19 protein-coding genes are annotated in these 15726 nt (G+C 40.8%); 8 read left to right on the top strand and 11 right to left on the bottom strand.

Translation table 11 applies throughout. The features are described from left to right. Window positions 1–4: 4 nt before the first annotated feature. From ACO1XM_RS11510 to ACO1XM_RS11500, 3 genes are read left to right on the top strand one after another with little or no spacing between them, the layout of a single operon-like run. Window positions 5–1033 carry a sensor histidine kinase gene (locus ACO1XM_RS11510; RefSeq protein ID WP_486229017.1) on the top strand — a complete coding sequence of 343 codons (1029 nt, stop codon included), beginning with the start codon at window positions 5–7 and terminating at the stop codon, window positions 1031–1033. Continuing rightward, window positions 1030–1770 carry a LytR/AlgR family response regulator transcription factor gene (locus ACO1XM_RS11505; protein ID WP_486229015.1) on the top strand — a complete coding sequence of 247 codons (741 nt, stop codon included), beginning with the start codon at window positions 1030–1032 and terminating at the stop codon, window positions 1768–1770. Before ACO1XM_RS11510 ends, ACO1XM_RS11505 begins: the two co-directional genes overlap by 4 nt. A gap of 8 nt (window positions 1771–1778) precedes the next feature. After that, window positions 1779–2177 carry a hypothetical protein gene (locus ACO1XM_RS11500; RefSeq protein ID WP_486229012.1) on the top strand — a complete coding sequence of 133 codons (399 nt, stop codon included), beginning with the start codon at window positions 1779–1781 and terminating at the stop codon, window positions 2175–2177. 25 nt (window positions 2178–2202) lie between these two features. Here ACO1XM_RS11500 and rpiB read toward each other — a convergent pair whose 3' ends face one another. The 6 genes from rpiB to ACO1XM_RS11470 all read right to left on the bottom strand — a co-directional run bounded on the left by rpiB (window position 2203) and on the right by ACO1XM_RS11470 (window position 7424). Then, on the bottom strand, window positions 2203–2637 hold the full coding sequence (gene rpiB, locus ACO1XM_RS11495) for a ribose 5-phosphate isomerase B (RefSeq protein WP_486229010.1): 435 nt from the start codon (window positions 2635–2637) through the stop codon (window positions 2203–2205). Beyond that, complete coding sequence (gene tatC / locus ACO1XM_RS11490; protein ID WP_486229008.1) at window positions 2634–3470, bottom strand: twin-arginine translocase subunit TatC; 837 nt, start codon at window positions 3468–3470, stop codon at window positions 2634–2636. The genes rpiB and tatC overlap by 4 nt, the downstream gene beginning before the upstream one ends. Before the next feature lie 75 nt (window positions 3471–3545). Next, on the bottom strand, window positions 3546–4814 hold the full coding sequence (gene glyA, locus ACO1XM_RS11485) for a serine hydroxymethyltransferase (protein WP_486229544.1): 1269 nt from the start codon (window positions 4812–4814) through the stop codon (window positions 3546–3548). 132 nt (window positions 4815–4946) lie between these two features. After that, complete coding sequence (locus ACO1XM_RS11480; RefSeq protein WP_486229006.1) at window positions 4947–5486, bottom strand: hypothetical protein; 540 nt, start codon at window positions 5484–5486, stop codon at window positions 4947–4949. Between the two features lie 146 nt (window positions 5487–5632). After that, on the bottom strand, window positions 5633–6334 hold the full coding sequence (locus ACO1XM_RS11475) for a methyltransferase domain-containing protein (protein ID WP_486229004.1): 702 nt from the start codon (window positions 6332–6334) through the stop codon (window positions 5633–5635). After that, window positions 6327–7424, bottom strand: a complete 1098-nt coding sequence (locus tag ACO1XM_RS11470) for a type III polyketide synthase (protein ID WP_486229002.1) — start codon at window positions 7422–7424, stop codon at window positions 6327–6329. The genes ACO1XM_RS11475 and ACO1XM_RS11470 overlap by 8 nt, the downstream gene beginning before the upstream one ends. Before the next feature lie 41 nt (window positions 7425–7465). On the opposite strand from ACO1XM_RS11470, the gene ACO1XM_RS11465 reads away from it, so the two are divergent. After that, window positions 7466–8356 (top strand): UbiA family prenyltransferase, encoded by an 891-nt coding sequence (locus ACO1XM_RS11465; protein WP_486228999.1) that lies wholly within the window; start codon window positions 7466–7468, stop codon window positions 8354–8356. A 16-nt stretch (window positions 8357–8372) separates the two neighbouring features. Here ACO1XM_RS11465 and ACO1XM_RS11460 read toward each other — a convergent pair whose 3' ends face one another. Next, entirely contained in the window at window positions 8373–9503 is a 1131-nt protein-coding gene (locus ACO1XM_RS11460) for an NAD(P)/FAD-dependent oxidoreductase (RefSeq protein ID WP_486228997.1), read from the bottom strand. Between the two features lie 111 nt (window positions 9504–9614). On the opposite strand from ACO1XM_RS11460, the gene ACO1XM_RS11455 reads away from it, so the two are divergent. Further along, entirely contained in the window at window positions 9615–10088 is a 474-nt protein-coding gene (locus ACO1XM_RS11455; RefSeq protein WP_486228995.1) for a hypothetical protein, read from the top strand. A gap of 3 nt (window positions 10089–10091) precedes the next feature. On the opposite strand, the gene ACO1XM_RS11450 is transcribed toward ACO1XM_RS11455, so the two are convergent. Next, window positions 10092–11324, bottom strand: coding sequence for an aspartyl protease family protein (locus tag ACO1XM_RS11450; protein WP_486228993.1), 1233 nt, complete (start codon window positions 11322–11324; stop codon window positions 10092–10094). Between the two features lie 57 nt (window positions 11325–11381). Next, the gene (locus tag ACO1XM_RS11445) at window positions 11382–11912 is read right to left on the bottom strand and encodes an LOG family protein (protein WP_486228991.1); all 531 of its coding nucleotides are present in this window, start codon (window positions 11910–11912) and stop codon (window positions 11382–11384) included. Between the two features lie 279 nt (window positions 11913–12191). Here ACO1XM_RS11445 and ACO1XM_RS11440 point away from each other — a divergent pair, with 279 nt between their 5' ends. Both ACO1XM_RS11440 and ACO1XM_RS11435 read left to right on the top strand, forming a co-directional pair. Next, window positions 12192–12752: a DUF2911 domain-containing protein gene (locus tag ACO1XM_RS11440; protein ID WP_486228989.1), complete on the top strand. Its 561-nt coding sequence runs from the start codon at window positions 12192–12194 to the stop codon at window positions 12750–12752. A gap of 1 nt (window position 12753) precedes the next feature. After that, entirely contained in the window at window positions 12754–13137 is a 384-nt protein-coding gene (locus tag ACO1XM_RS11435) for a RidA family protein (protein ID WP_486228987.1), read from the top strand. A 98-nt stretch (window positions 13138–13235) separates the two neighbouring features. Here the strand turns inward: ACO1XM_RS11435 and ACO1XM_RS11430 are convergent, their stop codons facing one another. Both ACO1XM_RS11430 and ACO1XM_RS11425 read right to left on the bottom strand, forming a co-directional pair. Beyond that, the gene (locus ACO1XM_RS11430; protein ID WP_486228985.1) at window positions 13236–14492 is read right to left on the bottom strand and encodes a metal-dependent hydrolase family protein; all 1257 of its coding nucleotides are present in this window, start codon (window positions 14490–14492) and stop codon (window positions 13236–13238) included. Between the two features lie 21 nt (window positions 14493–14513). After that, window positions 14514–15092: a nitroreductase family protein gene (locus ACO1XM_RS11425; protein ID WP_486228983.1), complete on the bottom strand. Its 579-nt coding sequence runs from the start codon at window positions 15090–15092 to the stop codon at window positions 14514–14516. A 201-nt stretch (window positions 15093–15293) separates the two neighbouring features. On the opposite strand from ACO1XM_RS11425, the gene ACO1XM_RS11420 reads away from it, so the two are divergent. After that, window positions 15294–15692 (top strand): nuclear transport factor 2 family protein, encoded by a 399-nt coding sequence (locus ACO1XM_RS11420; protein ID WP_486228981.1) that lies wholly within the window; start codon window positions 15294–15296, stop codon window positions 15690–15692. Window positions 15693–15726 lie beyond the last annotated feature (34 nt).

Genomic DNA, 15726 nt, shown 5'->3' with positions numbered 1-15726 from the left:
TGCAATGAGTTTTACCGGCAAAGCAAAAATTTTTATCCTTTACCTTGGCTGGTGGTTGCTGTGGATACTTGTACAAGCCATTGTGATTGTTCAAGCAGGATTTACCTGGGAGACGGCCATTAAAGACGCCCTTGTTACACAGCTTGTAATTGCCATTGCAGGTTATGCCATCAACACCTCCATGCACTCCTATCAGCCAAGTGCCCGGAATTCAATTTATGTTTTGATATGGAGTCTGGCACTTACTTTTTTGAGTTTGGCATTTCAACGCTGGCTTATTATACAACTATTAGGAAATGATGCACCATACGTGAGCTTTCTGGAAATGAGTCTGACTGTAAGAGGCGGCTTTACATTGCTCATGATTATGCTGGTGGCCGTGTTAACCTGGTTTTGGGTTTATTTTACCGACAAACAGGAAAGTGAAAAAAGAAAGCAGGATAGCGAAAGATTAGCACGAGAAGCAGAGCTCTCCAGCCTAAGGCTGCAACTACAACCACATTTTTTATTTAACAGCCTCAACTCCATTAATGCACTGGTCATAGTTGAACCAGAGCGTGCACGCACCATGATCCACCAACTCTCCGATTTTTTAAGAGGAACTATACGAAAAGAAACTAAACTGATAAAACTTGAGGAGGAGCTGGACCACCTTCAACTGTATCTGGAAATTGAGAAAGTTCGCTTTGGTCATCGGCTGCAGACCAACATTAAAAAGAGTGAAGAAAGTCTTGCTGCAGAAATTCCGGCTTTGTTATTGCAACCCGTAGTTGAGAATGCTATTAAATTTGGATTGTATGATACCGTTGGCGAAACAATAATTTCTATTGAGGCAAGTGTACTTGGAAAAGACCTGCTTATTGAAGTAAAAAATCCATACGACCCCGAAACAACGCAAGTGAAAAAGGGAACAGGCTTTGGATTAACAGCAGTACAACGTAGACTCTATTTGCTGTATGCACAAAATAATTTAGTATTAACAAAACAGGAAGCTGGCATTTTTACCACAACCCTTCGAATACCACAAATATGATTAAAGTTTTAATTATAGATGATGAACCACTGGCCAGAAGCCTGGTTAAAGAATATCTCAAGGCTTTTCAGGATATTGAAATACTGCAGGAATGTAATGATGGTTTTGAGGGCGTAAAGGCAATTGCTGAGCATCAACCCGATTTGATTTTTCTGGATATACAAATGCCTAAAATTAACGGATTTGAAATGCTGGAATTAATTGAAACTCCGCCAGCCGTAATCTTCACAACAGCTTTTGATGAGTATGCTATGAAGGCTTTTGAAACCCATGCTGTTGATTATCTCCTTAAGCCTTTTAGTAAAGACAGATTTGAGAAGTCCTTGCAGAAATGGTTAAATCAAAGAAATGCAAAACCCCTACAGTCGACCCAGGATTTTATTGAGAAAAGAAACCCGCAACCCGAAGAGCATAATCGGGTGGTTGTGAAAAAGGGAAGTAACATCATTATCATACCGGTTAACCATATCCATTACTTTGAAGCGTATGATGATTATGTAAAAATACATACCAAAGATGGTATGCATTTGAAGAAGAAAACAATGACTTACTTTGAGGGTATGTTGGATACCTCACAGTTTGTGCGTGTGCACCGTTCTTACATGATTAACCTTCAGGAACTCACACGCATTGAGCCTCTGGAAAAAGATAATCATATAGCCTTATTGAAGAATGGGATGCAGATTCCATTAAGTCAAACAGGTTATGCTAAACTTAAGGTTGTGCTCGGTATTTGAAAGAATTTATGTTAAGAAGAATAATTTCTGAGACCTTCGCAGGTCGCGCATTATCTGTGATATTTTCACTGACTATACTTTTTCATCTTGCAGCAATCGTTGGTTTTGTCCCGATTGATATGATTTGGGGTGGCCGCCTCAAAACACAAGAGGATCTTAATGTTTTTGAATTGATTTCAATTGTGCTCAATGCACTTATGCTTTGTATAGTAACAATTAGAATGGGTTATGTTAAAGCATTAATTAACTTGAAAATTATTAGAGTACTACTTTGGCTAATGGTGATGCTTTTTTCATTGAACACAATTGGCAATTTGATGGCCTTCAATAATCTGGAGACTTACATTTTTACCCCGCTCACTTTTTTATTGACTGTCCTTACGGTGCGCTTAGCTGTTAAGCCCTAGCATATTCACTTGTTTTATTAGTGCCCTAGCAAGAAATTTTCCCAACACGCTTTTCATGCCGGCCACCTTCAAAAGCGGTCGCTAAAAAAGTCTGGGTAATTTTTTTTGCCATTTCTTCCGAAACAAATCGTGCCGGTATACAAACAATGTTGGCATTGTTGTGCTGTCTTGCCAACGAGGCAATTTCATCCGTCCAGCATAATGCAGCCCTTATACCCTGGTGCTTGTTGGCTGTAATGGCCACACCATTGGCACTTCCACAAAGCAGAATACCAAGATCAAACTCCTGTTTTTCAACAGCACCCGCTACCGGATGTGCAAAGTCAGGGTAATCGACAGAATCAATACTATGCGTACCAAAGTCTTTTACTGTGTAGCCATTGCTGCTCAGCCACTTTTTTAAAATTTCTTTGAATTCGTAACCTGCATGGTCGCTGCCGATGGCTAAAGTGGGCTTCATATGCGTGATGATTTAAGTTCTTCTTCTTGCTCTTCGCGGAGTTTGCGTTTATACACACGTTCTGAAATGAAAATACTGATTTCAAAAAGCAGGTATAAAGGAATGGCAATGATCGTTTGGCTAAAAGGATCGGGAGGGGTCACCACAGCAGCAATAATGAGAATGATAACGATAGAGTGCTTACGGTACTTGCGCAAAAAGTGTGGCGTAACTAAACCAACTTTTGTGAGAAAGTAAATGATGACAGGCAATTGAAAGAGTGCCCCGCTTCCAAAGACCAGAGAAACTACGGTTGACACGTAAGAGGTGATGTCAAATTCGTTTACAACAATATCGCTGATGGAATATGTGCTGAGGAAGTACACCGTCATTGGCGTAACGATAAAGTACCCAAAGGCAATACCCAATAAAAAGAGAAGAGAAACAATCGTAACAACCCCTGTAGATTTTTTTTGTTCTTTACTGTGCAACCCTGGTCTGATAAATTTCCAAAGTTCCCAGCATAGGTAAGGAAAACCAAAAATGAGACCTATTACAAAAGAGGCGGTAAGCTGCATCATGAATTGTCCAGTCATTAAGCGGCTTTGTACTTTAAAGGGAATGTCTACCACACAAAGTTTATCCCCCAGCCCAACCCAGGTACTGAAATCACATAGATAGCGAAAGGTGATGAAGTCCGCTTTTGCCGGAGCAAAGACCACATTTGAGAAAATCCATTCAGCCCCGGCAAAGGCCGCGATCATAAAAACAAAAATCACTGCAAAAGAACGCATCAAATGCCAGCGCAACTCTTCCAGGTGATCTAAAAACGTCATTTCTTTCTCCTCGCTCATATTACTAAAACAAGATGCCCCTGTTACGGGGCATCCCCTTATGTTTAAAACAATTTCTTACGCCTGCAGATCTCCTTAGTATAAAGGAAACTTATCCATTAAACGATTTACTTTTTTCTTCACAGCTTTCAGGTGTTTTTCATCTGCCGGTTTCTGTAGTGCTTCGTCAATCAGTTCAACAACCTTCACCACATCTTTTTCCATCAGGCCTCGCGTTGTAATGGCTGGTGTGCCAATACGCATACCAGAAGTTACCATGGGCGATTGGGTATCAAACGGCACCATGTTTTTATTGATGGTGATATCGGCTTTAATGAGCGACTCCTCAGCAATTTTTCCGGTAAGATTTTTAGAACGAAGGTCAATCAACATTAAGTGATTGTCTGTACCACCTGAAATAATCTTATAACCGTGCTCAACAAAAGCATTGGCCATGGCTGCAGCATTTTTCTTTACCTGCATGATGTACTCAAAATACGCATCAGACAAAGCTTCCTGGAAAGCAATGGCCTTACCAGCAATAACATGTTCTAATGGGCCACCCTGCGTGCCTGGAAAAACGCCAGAGTCAAGCACAGAGCCTAACTTTCTGATTTCACCCTTAGGTGTTTTTAAACCAAAGGGGTTGTCAATATTTTTGCCCACCATAATCAGGCCGCCACGTGGACCACGCAGGGTTTTATGCGTAGTAGTTGTTACAATATGGCAATGCTCCATTGGGTCGTTTAATAAGCCACGGGCAATTAAACCGGCAGGGTGCGAAATATCCGCCAGCAGCACCGCCCCTACGGCATCAGCAGCTTCCCGAAGTTTTTTATAATCCCAATCGCGGCTGTAGGCTGAAGCACCGCAGATAATCATCTTGGGTTTTTCGCGCTTGGCAATTTCAATTACTTTATCAAAATTAATGAGACCCGTTTCTTGCTCTACTCCATAAAAGCTGGGTTGGTATAATTTACCAGAGAAGTTTACAGGAGAACCATGCGTAAGGTGACCACCATGTGAAAGGTCAAAGCCCAGTATTTTATCACCAGGTTTCAAACAAGCCAACATAACAGCCGCGTTTGCCTGTGCGCCTGAATGAGGCTGCACATTAGCCCATTCAGCGCCAAAAAGTTCCTTAGCACGGTCAATGGCTAGTTGCTCAATTTCGTCAACTACTTCGCAACCGCCATAATAACGCTTACCGGGAAGGCCTTCAGCATATTTATTAGTAAGTACGGAGCCTTGTGCCTTCATTACCTGCTGAGAGGTAAAGTTTTCGGAGGCAATAAGTTCGATGCCGTGTTGTTGGCGATCCTGCTCTTTTTGGATAAGGTCGAAGATAATTTTGTCGCGTTTCATGTGTTTATCAGGCTGTGTAGGTGCGCCCAAAAATACAGCAGAACGGGGAGATGGCATAATTTAGCTACATGCTTTTAACCATGAGCCGCGAGTTTTCATCAATATCAACGCTTAGCTCATGGTGCATAACAGCTAATTATCTTCCTCGGTTTTCGCGAGCTCTTCGTCAATAATCTTTTCAATCACCGCTCTTTGCCTTTCATCAATTTTTTGATCGGTTTTGGCCTGCTTTTTCATGAAGCGAAGCATGGCATTTTTCTTGATTTCGTAGGCTATAAAAACAGTGTATTCATTCTTTTTGGCATCAAAATATTTCTTCTCGCCTATCTTACGCAGGTCGGCCATGTCGGTGTTCATTACCTGTCTTACCAGGCTTTGAAATTTGTCGGCAACATCAGCGGCTTCGGCATTTTCGGTTTGCCCTAAATACTGGTCGGCCACCTGCTTCATGGTGGTATTCACTTGTCCGGCAAGTATGGCTTTAGCATCAATATCCGCTTTACCACGAGCAATATTGTCTTGCGAACTCTGGCCTTTTCCGGAAGCACGCCAGAAACGATTGTTGGATTCGTATGTAGCACCGGTAAAAGGTTCTTTTACTTTTTTACCAAAAGAAGATGCACAGCCAATGGCTACAAATGCACCGAACAGGATGATGATGGTTGCTTTCATATAAGAAATTTAGGGAATACTCTGTAAAAACTATGCCAAAGATGGTTGTTAGTTGTGAGTGATTCGTTGTTCGACATAACAAAAATGAGGTTAAAGGTTTAAGCTTAACCAAATGATTACAGATAGATACTAAGAACCACTAACCCTCAACCAATAATAACCTGCCAGCGAAAAGCCCACATCCATCGCATTTTGTAATCCTGAATACCGGCCTTTTCCAAAATGGTAATCCAGTCTTTTTTGCGGAACGATCGTGCCACTGATAAAGAAGCATCGTGTTTTACCATGGGCGACTTTGAAAACAAAGCAGTCAGCCATTTGATGGAATAATAAGCAAACCAATGTCTGTGTAAATCATTAATAACGATACCTATATTGGTTTGGCTGCGTAGCTGGCGTAAAAAGTCAACCAGTTGCTCGGATGTAAAATGATGGAAGAATAGTGTGCTAACGACAATGTCGAATCTTTGGGTTTTAAAATCTTCAGAGAAGATGTTAACCGACTGATAGCTGATGTTTTTCTGATGGGTATGCTTGCGTGCAAAATCTACGATGTTTGGATTGGCATCAAAACCAATAAGTTCTGCATTGATTTCTTTCTTTTCAAGCCAGTTACTGATAAGCCTGAGTATATCACCTCCGCCACAACCTAAATCGGCAATGCGCAAATTCCCAGTAAGTGTTTTTCCGTTAATTAATCGATCTAAACCATTAAGCGTAACATAGTTGCCGCCTAACAAGGTATTGATGGTCTCTAACTCTATTAATGTTTGGTCAATTACAGGACCTGATGACGCGAGGTCATCCATTATTTCTTCCTCTGAAGATCGCTTTGATAAATCAACCATGATGGTATTGGAATAACATACTCTCTAACGTAAGTCCAGGACCAAAGGCGAAGCTGATCAGGTTTTCTTTGTCATTTTTCAGGCCCAATCGATCAAAAATTTCTTTCAACACAAATAAAACGGTGGGGCTGGACATATTGCCATAGTTTTTAAGCACATGATAGGCCCATTTATTTTGTTCTTTTGAAAGTCCGAGCTCCTGTTCGATGGTTTCTAATATTTTCTTCCCACCAGGATGAATCGCATAATGACGGATATCATCCTGCGAAAGATTAAGTGATTTGATCAACTTATGGGTAAGTGCCTTAATACCATTTCGGATAACGTCAGGCACATAGCTCGACAGCTTCATTTCGAAACCCCAGTCACCCACTGACCATGCCATTTCCTTAATCCCCTGAGGCGCTAACTCACTGTACATACCCATAAGCATGAGCGATTTTTTTGATGTACTTGCCTCCACAATGATTGCTGCAGAGCCATCGGCAAACAGCGCATTGGCCAGTAAATTATCTTCTGAGTTTTGTTTTTGAAAATGAAGGGTACAAAGCTCTGTGCAAACCACCAGAACCTTTACAGCTTCATTTGTCCGGCAAAAAGCGTCAGCCACTTTTAATGCATTAAAGGCCGCATAGCAACCCATAAAGTGAATGTTAGTACGCTGAACCGATAAGGGTAACTGAAGCGCCTCAACCAAATCAATGTCAAGACCAGGTGCATAAGATCCGGTGCAGGAAACGGTAATCAAATGAGTGATTTGTTTTGCATCTACTTCACTTTGCTGTAAGGCCTTTTTTGCTGCAACGGTGCTTAAGAGTGGCGCATATTGTTGGTAGGCTTCATTTCGCTTCTTTGTGGTTGGAAAGGGTTCGAATGACTCATGGTTACTAAAGAAGGTATAATCTTCCTTTTTCCCATAATCCTCCAGCATACTGTAACGTGTTTCAATGCCGCTGGCTTTGAATAAAACGTTAAGCTTGCGTGTATCCTGATCATTTAATTGCATTGCACGATGCATAAAGCCGGCAATGTCCTGCTGTTTGAACAAATGTGCGGGGTTGGCTGTTGCGATGGCGGTTATATAGCTCATGTATGTACTTATCAACTGAAAAAAACCTAATTTAGATCATTATGTTTTCAAAATCTTCGTGGCTGCATTTGCGTATACCCTTTTCATACTTTCTGCTGCCTATATTTTTATTTTCACTCAGTGTTTCGCCAAACATCAGCGAACAACCTTTATTGTGGACATTCCTGATTATTCACTTCTTTCTATATCCTGCCAGTAACGGCTTTAACAGTTACTTTGATAAAGATGAGAAAAGCATCGGGGGTTTAAAGAACCCACCCCCCGTTAATAAAGGTTTATATTTTCTGGCGCTGGCCTTTGATGTAGCCGCTATTGTTTTGGCAATTTGGAAAGTATCTATGGGCTTTGCATATATGCTTTTTATATATAGTGCAGTTTCGCGCGCATACAGTCATCCATGGATTCGCCTAAAGAAATATGCTATTACGAGCTGGTTTATTGCAGGTTTATTTCAGGGTGCCTTTACTTTTATTATGTGTTATATGGGGGTAAACAAGTACGAATTCATGCAAACCATGAAGCCCACCATTCTTATCCCTGCCTTTTTAAGCAGCGCTTTGTTATGGGGCAGCTACCCGATGACGCAGGTTTATCAACACGAAGAGGATGCCAAACGAGGAGACCAGACGCTTAGCCTTCGTCTGGGTATTAAAGGAACCTTTTGGTTTGTGTTGTTTATGTTCAGCCTATCAACGCTTGGTTATGTGTTGTACTTTAAACAATATTTCTCCTGGCATTATAGTCTTACCTTTTTAATTGCACTGAGTCCGGTCATATTCTTTTTTCTATTTTGGTTTTATCAGGTCAGCAAAGACGAGCGCAAGGCGGACTTTACACGAACCATGTGGCTTAATTTTATTTCAGCAACATGCCTGAATGCATTTTTCGTTTATCTATTTCTCAGTTCATCGCACATTCTGGATGCGCTGTAAACAAAGAAGAATAACGCTAAAAGACTTTGCCATGGGTGCCTCTTACAATTTGTTTGGCAATTGGCTTTGAGTATAGCAATAAGTTAATTGTTAAGTTAGAGGCAAGCGTACTACCAAAAAGTTGTTGCACCTGCCTGCCAAACCAAAGCCTGTTAGCAAAGGTGTTTTTCCATTGTTTGGCATAATCAACTTCAAGCTGCGCGCGAGAATAATGCACGTTTTTAATAAACCGTTCGGCCAACTCGCTTGCTATTTTAGAAGCGTGAATAGCAATAGCCATTCCGTTGCCACAAAGTGGTGTAATCATTCCGGCAGCATCGCCCACCATGAGTACGTGATTTAAAACAGGCTCTTTGGTTTCAAAAGAGATTTCATTTATGGTTTCTGGTTTATCGAATAGAAATTCACTGTTGCAAAATATTTCTTTTAAGTGCGGATTTTGATAAAGCACATTTTTTTCCAGTGCCTGAATGCTACCATACTTTTTTAGTATGCTTCTGTTAACTAGATAACATACGTTGGTCTTGGTATCTTCAATTTTATTAATGCCACAATAACCACCTTCAAAATTGTGAAGGGCTACTAAATTATCAGGAAACGCTGTGCGCACATGATATTTAACACCGACATAAGGAGAGCGCTTATTAATAAAACTTCTTTTTAATGAAACATCTAGTTTGGAACGCTTACCAAAACTTCCGATTACCAGACGCGCCTTTAAGCTTGTAGAGGCGAAGAATACTTCAAACAAATCATCTTTGAAAACAACATCATTTACTTCAGTATCCAGGATAACGTTCGCCCCGGCATTTAAGGCCTTTTCATATAAAAAGTTATCAAACACATAGCGACTGATACCAAAACCACCCAAGTCAAGCGGTAAAAATGAACTTTTACCATTAATAGCCGAGAGCTGGAAGCGATTGATTGACGAAGGTGAGAAATGCGCAGGATAAGCACCCATAGATTTTAAATAAGGGACTACTTCATTGGAGATATATTCTCCACAAACCCGATGAAAGGGGTAGGTCTTTTTTTCAATAAGGCATACCGAAATTCCGGTACCCACCAGTTTTATTGCAGAAAGTAAGCCAGCTAAACCTCCGCCTATTATAACAACATCTACTGTTTTAGCGTTATTTCCCATTGTGGACAAGTTGTGCAAAGATTACGATAAATAAAGAACCAATTTTGACATCCAAGAGGGTTCTATTATTCGTAAAATAGATAAGCTTTAATAATTAACATTTTTATGAGGATGCGTGCAGAAACGGAACAGGATGTAAAACAACTAAACCTTCTTGTTGTTGGGAATAATCCGCTGGAATTGAGTTCGATGCTGGAAAAAATAAAGCGGTTACCAGGTAGTGTCATTAACATGGAAACGGCTTTTGATGCGAAAAGCATTTTGAACCGTCTGATAAAATTCAGGCCTAACTTTATTTTGATTGATGATAATATCGGAGCAGCTGAACTTAATGTTACCGTACAGACACTGGCGCATAACCGCAAAACCAAAAATGTGCCTATAACTGTGCTTAAAAACTCCAACTACCATGAGTCGAACAGCTCTCAAAGTATTCTGGACTATATTTTAAAAACCACGCTAACGGCAGAGGGGCTTTATGCCAGCATCAGAAATAGTATTAAGGTAAGAAGAACACAACTCTATTTGCATAAGGCCTACAATAAACGTAAGCGCATGCTGCTTTCTTTTGTAAAGGGAGACTAACAATCAGAAGTTATTTTCCAGAACCATTTTTGTAGAGAACAATTCGTTGTTACGCTTTACAGAAACTAGTACTTTTTTACCTGGCTTTAAATTCAGGTAACCGTTTAACTGATTAAGATCAAGATCCTTCACGTTTAAACCGTTCACTGTTAAAATCTGATCACCAATTTTTAAACCGGCCTTATCTGATGAGGAGAATTTTCTGATATCGGTTATCTCAAAAGTATTAAGTCTGTTTCCTTTTGCACGCACGGTAAGTCCACTTAGGTTGTAATAGAATCCTTTTTTAAAATCTGCGTTCTTTTTCAAATAAATTGTCTCTTTTGAAAAATCGTAAATCACTGTAAAGCGACTCAGTATCTCACCTCCGAGGGTACCATTTCTAAAGGTGTTACCTAACTTGAGAGTATCCATATAACTATTAGGATCAGGGAAATTGGCAATTACATTATTCATTTTATAGTGACCAATCTCCAGCTCACTTACCCTTCCTGTTTTACCTCTAATGGCTCCGCCCAATCCTCTACCGACCACGCAGCTCACTGAATTAACCGGAACATCAAGTGTAGAGTCAGACTTAGGCTCAATCAGTAAACTGTGACTAGCGCCAGAATCTACCAGAAATTTCATGTTCTTTTTTTCACCATTACTCTGGGTGATTGCAACATTGATATAGGGCTTTGTATCTTCAATGGAGATAGGAATACTTTCATACTTTCTGCCAGGTCTTAACTTTTCAGGCACCATGAGTGTCAGTATTTTTTGACGGTAATCGACTTTCACTACAAAACGACTGAATAATTCATAACCTAATACACCGTGTACATCCGTACCCAGGTTGTTACGAAGCTCAAGGTAATCTTCCTGTAAGACCAACAAGGCGTGACCACGTCCATTTACACCAGGTAGTTGCAACTCAACACCATTGGTCACATAAGCTTCAATAATATTTTCTCCACCGGGACCAGCTATCGTATACTTTCTTGAATAGGAGAGGTTAAGAATATCCGTATAAGTTTTCTCTGTAAGGATAGCAGTTCGAACACCTGTATCTACAATGAATTTGAGTGGTAACATGCCATTTAAAAGTACAGGCACCACCACCAGGTTATTGTGAATTTCAATAGGGATTTCTACACGCCTACGACCCTCGGCTAATGTAAAACCAAGTGTCTGCGTGTTGCCACTTATGTGACAAAATAAAAACAGCGATATAAGTAATAAGCGCGCGAGCATGTTCACAATACGTTATGTAAGATACGTGAAAAAGCACGTTATGGTGCGTCACCCGCCTTACGGTATCATTGAAAATAATTGCTTCGGGCTATCAACCATGGTGACTAAATCGAGGTTTTCTTGTTTCAAGAAGCCCTCATTAGCCATAAAACGCATTTGGCTGATTAAAGAGTCAAAAAAATTATTAGAATTTAAGATGAATAAATCTTGATTGATCAGACCCAGCTGCTTCCAGGTGAGAATTTCAGCCATTTCATCAAGCGTACCCCAGCCTCCGGGTAATACCACAAAAGCATTGGCCAGGTCGGCCATACGCATTTTTCTTTCATGCATGGTACCCACAATTTCAAGCTGGGTAAGGCCTTGGTGGGCAACTTCCCGCTCTGCTAAGAACGAGGGAATTACGCCAATTACTTTGCCATGATTTTCTAATACACTATCAGCAATGATGCCCATAAGGCCAATATTACCCCCTCCATAGACGAGGGAATGCCCCTTTTCAGCCAAAAGCTTACCAAACTCTGCAGCTAAGCTTGCGTATAGGGGATTATTACCTGCGGCAGATCCACAGAAAACGCAAATGTTCATGTACCAGACAAAAAATAAGTTGCTTAGAACTTATTATCGTGCTTGTTATCACTAACACCTTTGTTTGGGAAAACCCATGGCGATACGATTGCCAAAACAAAAAGTGCGATTACCACGTAGAAAGGTGCCCAAGATGCGTCCATGTTTTTACCGTTTAATGTGTAAAAATAGTAGCATTGCCAGAATAATTTGGAATAACCAATTAAAAAATATTTAATGCATGGGGCTTTGCCAAGTATTAGCTTGCCGAAGTCCAGTATTTGTTGAACAATAGCTGTTATGAGAAGATTCTTGGTTTTTGTCGGTATCGGTGTAGTTGTAATTATCCTGCTTTTTGTGGGGATAGATACGATGAACACACGCTATCAAAAATCCTTTAGCCCTGAAGAAGCGGTAAATTTTGAACAGGGCAAACTGGAAATAGAAGTGCGATACAACAGACCCTACAAAAAAGGGAGGGATATTTTTGGCGGACTCGTACCTTTTGGGAAAGTATGGCGGACAGGCGCCAATGAGGCCACAACCTTTTCTACTAATAGGGATATAGTTATTGAAGGCAAGGAGCTAAAGGCAGGCACTTACTCGCTCTGGACCGTACCCGATCAGGAAATGTGGACCGTTATTTTTAATCGCGAACATGGGCAATGGGGTGTTAATGCTGAGGGTGAGCCAAATCGAGATTTGAAAAAAGATGTTTTAACGGTTCAGGTTCATGCTGTGCAACAGCAAACAGAGTTTGAACAATTCACCATAGAGTTTTCCAAGATGAAGGAAGAAGCCGAGATGGTTTTACTTTGGGATAAAACACTTGTGGCCATCCCTTTTCAACAAAAGCAATAATATGAAGCGTGTATTTTCAGCAGACGCACCTAAAGCGATAGGCCCCTATGCCCACGCTATTCAAAGTGGTAACCTTGTTTTTTGCTCCGGCCAAACTCCATTGAATCCGGATACGATGTTAATTGAGGGTTCAAATGCAGGAGAACAAACACTACGTGTCTTAAGCAACTTAGAAACTGTATTGAAGGATGCCGGCTGTGATAGAAGTCATGTGTTGAAAACAACAGTGTTTCTTAAAAACTTTGCAGATTTTGAATTGATGAATAAAAATTACGAAGCATTTTTTGGTTCACATAAACCTGCACGCACCACGGTGGAGGTAAGCCGTTTACCCAAAGAGGCATTAGTGGAGATAGAATGTATTGCAGAAATAGTGAAGAGCTGATTTAACATCTTCCCTTGCAAAGGCTTGTGCGAACGTGCACAGTTAAATTTCTTCACATTTAGCAGAAAGATATAGCCGGATGCTCAAACGGGGAAAATTTATTTTTCATTTCGGTACACAACACCATCTTTCATTACAAACTTTACTTTTCGCAAAGCTTTAATGTCATTTGATGGATCCCCCTCCACAATTAATAAGTCTGCTTTTAGTCCGACCTTCAAAAAGCCAAGTAAATCATCCAGCTGAAAAGCTTTTGCATTAACACTGGTGGCTGCCTGTAAAACCTGAATTGGCTTCATACCATATTCTACCATTAATTCCATTTCCAGTGCATTATCACCATGGGCAAATACACCTACATCACCACCCATACCAATACGTACTCCGACTTGTAAAGCATCGGCAAAACTTTTCTTTTTGTTGATAACACTTTTGGGTTCAGGGCTAATACCTTTTTGCCAGCCTCTGTATTGTGAGATCATGTCTACCGCTGCCAGCGTAGGATAGTATACCACATCGTTTTCTTTCATCAGCTTGGCAATTTCCAAATCAAGAAAATCGCCATGTTCAATGGTTGCAGCACCCGCCAACACAGCCCGCCTGATGGCTTCTTTTGATTTAGCGTGACAAACCATAACACGACCACTGCTGTGCGTTACTTCATGAATAGTTTTTAATTCATCTAGCGTGAATGATGGCTGATCGTCACCGCGTAAACCCCAACGGTAATCAGCATAAATTTTTATGAAATCTGCCCCCTTGCCAATCTGATCGCGCACAACACGAATTAGCTCATTTCCATCTGCTGGTTCTGCGCCCAGCATAATTTCCTGATCATGATCGTAGCCTTTTGGTCCGTACGATCCTGTCGCAACGATAGCCCTACCGGCAACAAGCAAGCGAGGGCCAGGAATGATACCTTCATCAATGGCGCGCTTTAGTGCTACATCGGCATAGCCTGCTCCCTCAGTGCCCAGATCGCGTGCAGTTGTAAAGCCAGCCATTAAGGTTTGCCTGGCATGAACGGTGGCACGCGCAGTTCTATACGCATCAGTTTCTTTTAATACCTGTGTATCCCAATCGGTGATGTTGTAAGGATATAAAAATAAATGTGAGTGCCCTTCAATAAGGCCTGGCATTAAAGTGCTATTGGGAAAGCTGATAACGGTAGCACCTTTCGGTACACTGATGTCTGACTGGGCACCCACCGCAATGATTTTATCATCTTTTATCACTACAGCCCACGCACTTTGAATCTTCTCACCATCAAACACACGATCAGCTTTTATATAATACGATTGTGCGAAGGCCGGAAGGGCAAATACAATGAGTGTTATTTGAAATATTGTTTTCATGTTGACATTATTCATTGATAATTAGTATTCCCACTTCACTTTTGACTCGATGGGATTTCGTTTACTTTTTTGATCGAAGTGCTTAGGCATACCAACATGCATAAAGCCTAACAACTTATCCTCATCCCCTAAACCAAAGAATGATTTTGCCTCAGGATAAAAAGTAATACCACCTGTGCTTAAATAACACCCTACTTTATAAGCGTTGGCCGTCAGATACATGTTTTGCACCGCCATATAAACTGCTCCTACCTCTTCAATTTCGGGCACTGATTTTTTTTCATCACGTTTCATACCCACTGCAATGATGTGAGAAGATTGCAGAGGCTTGCTTCTTAATCCATCATACTTTTCAGGATCGAAGGTGCCCTTGGTTCCACTTACTTTTTTGTAAAGCTCACTTTGAAAATCTGCGAGGCGTTGAATGCCTGTTCCTGTGTACACCACAAAACGCCAGGGTTCTGTTAGTTTATGCGTGGGTGCCCAATTGGCATTGTCCAGCATCTGCTTAATGATGGCGTCATCAACTCTTTCCCCTGTATATTCTTTAGGAAAAACAGAGCGCCTGTTGCTGAGGAGATTATTGATAAGATCTTGCATATATTATTTAGATAAGAGAACAAAATATTATATTTAATAATGATGTTGTTTAGTTAAGCCTTTTCTCGGGCCCTGCCTTTGCCGTAACGGCTATGTGCAGGCAGGCTCACCTATAATCCTCTCCAAAGGAGAGGATAAATATGGAAGCTTAACTAAACAACATTTATGTTTTATTAAGTAATCTCGACTAAATAATTGATTATGAAAAATCTTACGCTATTCTTTTTACTGGTGACCTTTAACGCTCAGGCACAGATCATGACACCCGAGCAATTGGCAGAACATCAGCTTCAGGGTTACAACGAAAGAAATGTGGCGAAATTTTTGGAGGCATACAGCGACTCTGTTAAAGTATATATGTTTCCTGACAAACTGATGTATAAAGGTAAAGATAAAATGAAGAGCGGCTATGAAGGTATGTTCTCTTCTACGCCTGATTTACATTGTACATTAAAGAGCAGAATGGTCTTAGGAAACACCGTTATAGATGAAGAGCGTGTAGTATTCAATAAAAGTAAACCTGTTGTGGAGGCCATTGCTATTTACAAAGTAGCCGCGGGGAAAATCCAGGAGGTATACTTTATTACCAAGGACCAATAATCCTCTGATCATCTTTAGTGCCCGCACAAACGAT

It is taken from the genome of Chryseotalea sp., from assembly GCF_057350905.1.
This window is presented reverse-complemented; position numbering and strand designations above follow the sequence as displayed.

Coding starts and splice junctions, on each gene's coding strand:
- ACO1XM_RS11510 (WP_486229017.1), top strand. CDS start 5: ATGAGTTTTACCGGCAAAGCAAAAATTTTTATCCTTTACCTTGGCTGG.
- ACO1XM_RS11505 (WP_486229015.1), top strand. CDS start 1,030: ATGATTAAAGTTTTAATTATAGATGATGAACCACTGGCCAGAAGCCTG.
- ACO1XM_RS11500 (WP_486229012.1), top strand. CDS start 1,779: ATGTTAAGAAGAATAATTTCTGAGACCTTCGCAGGTCGCGCATTATCT.
- rpiB (WP_486229010.1), bottom strand. CDS start 2,637: ATGAAGCCCACTTTAGCCATCGGCAGCGACCATGCAGGTTACGAATTC.
- tatC (WP_486229008.1), bottom strand. CDS start 3,470: ATGAGCGAGGAGAAAGAAATGACGTTTTTAGATCACCTGGAAGAGTTG.
- glyA (WP_486229544.1), bottom strand. CDS start 4,814: ATGAAACGCGACAAAATTATCTTCGACCTTATCCAAAAAGAGCAGGAT.
- ACO1XM_RS11480 (WP_486229006.1), bottom strand. CDS start 5,486: ATGAAAGCAACCATCATCATCCTGTTCGGTGCATTTGTAGCCATTGGC.
- ACO1XM_RS11475 (WP_486229004.1), bottom strand. CDS start 6,334: ATGGTTGATTTATCAAAGCGATCTTCAGAGGAAGAAATAATGGATGAC.
- ACO1XM_RS11470 (WP_486229002.1), bottom strand. CDS start 7,424: ATGAGCTATATAACCGCCATCGCAACAGCCAACCCCGCACATTTGTTC.
- ACO1XM_RS11465 (WP_486228999.1), top strand. CDS start 7,466: ATGTTTTCAAAATCTTCGTGGCTGCATTTGCGTATACCCTTTTCATAC.
- ACO1XM_RS11460 (WP_486228997.1), bottom strand. CDS start 9,503: ATGGGAAATAACGCTAAAACAGTAGATGTTGTTATAATAGGCGGAGGT.
- ACO1XM_RS11455 (WP_486228995.1), top strand. CDS start 9,615: ATGCGTGCAGAAACGGAACAGGATGTAAAACAACTAAACCTTCTTGTT.
- ACO1XM_RS11450 (WP_486228993.1), bottom strand. CDS start 11,324: ATGCTCGCGCGCTTATTACTTATATCGCTGTTTTTATTTTGTCACATA.
- ACO1XM_RS11445 (WP_486228991.1), bottom strand. CDS start 11,912: ATGAACATTTGCGTTTTCTGTGGATCTGCCGCAGGTAATAATCCCCTA.
- ACO1XM_RS11440 (WP_486228989.1), top strand. CDS start 12,192: ATGAGAAGATTCTTGGTTTTTGTCGGTATCGGTGTAGTTGTAATTATC.
- ACO1XM_RS11435 (WP_486228987.1), top strand. CDS start 12,754: ATGAAGCGTGTATTTTCAGCAGACGCACCTAAAGCGATAGGCCCCTAT.
- ACO1XM_RS11430 (WP_486228985.1), bottom strand. CDS start 14,492: ATGAAAACAATATTTCAAATAACACTCATTGTATTTGCCCTTCCGGCC.
- ACO1XM_RS11425 (WP_486228983.1), bottom strand. CDS start 15,092: ATGCAAGATCTTATCAATAATCTCCTCAGCAACAGGCGCTCTGTTTTT.
- ACO1XM_RS11420 (WP_486228981.1), top strand. CDS start 15,294: ATGAAAAATCTTACGCTATTCTTTTTACTGGTGACCTTTAACGCTCAG.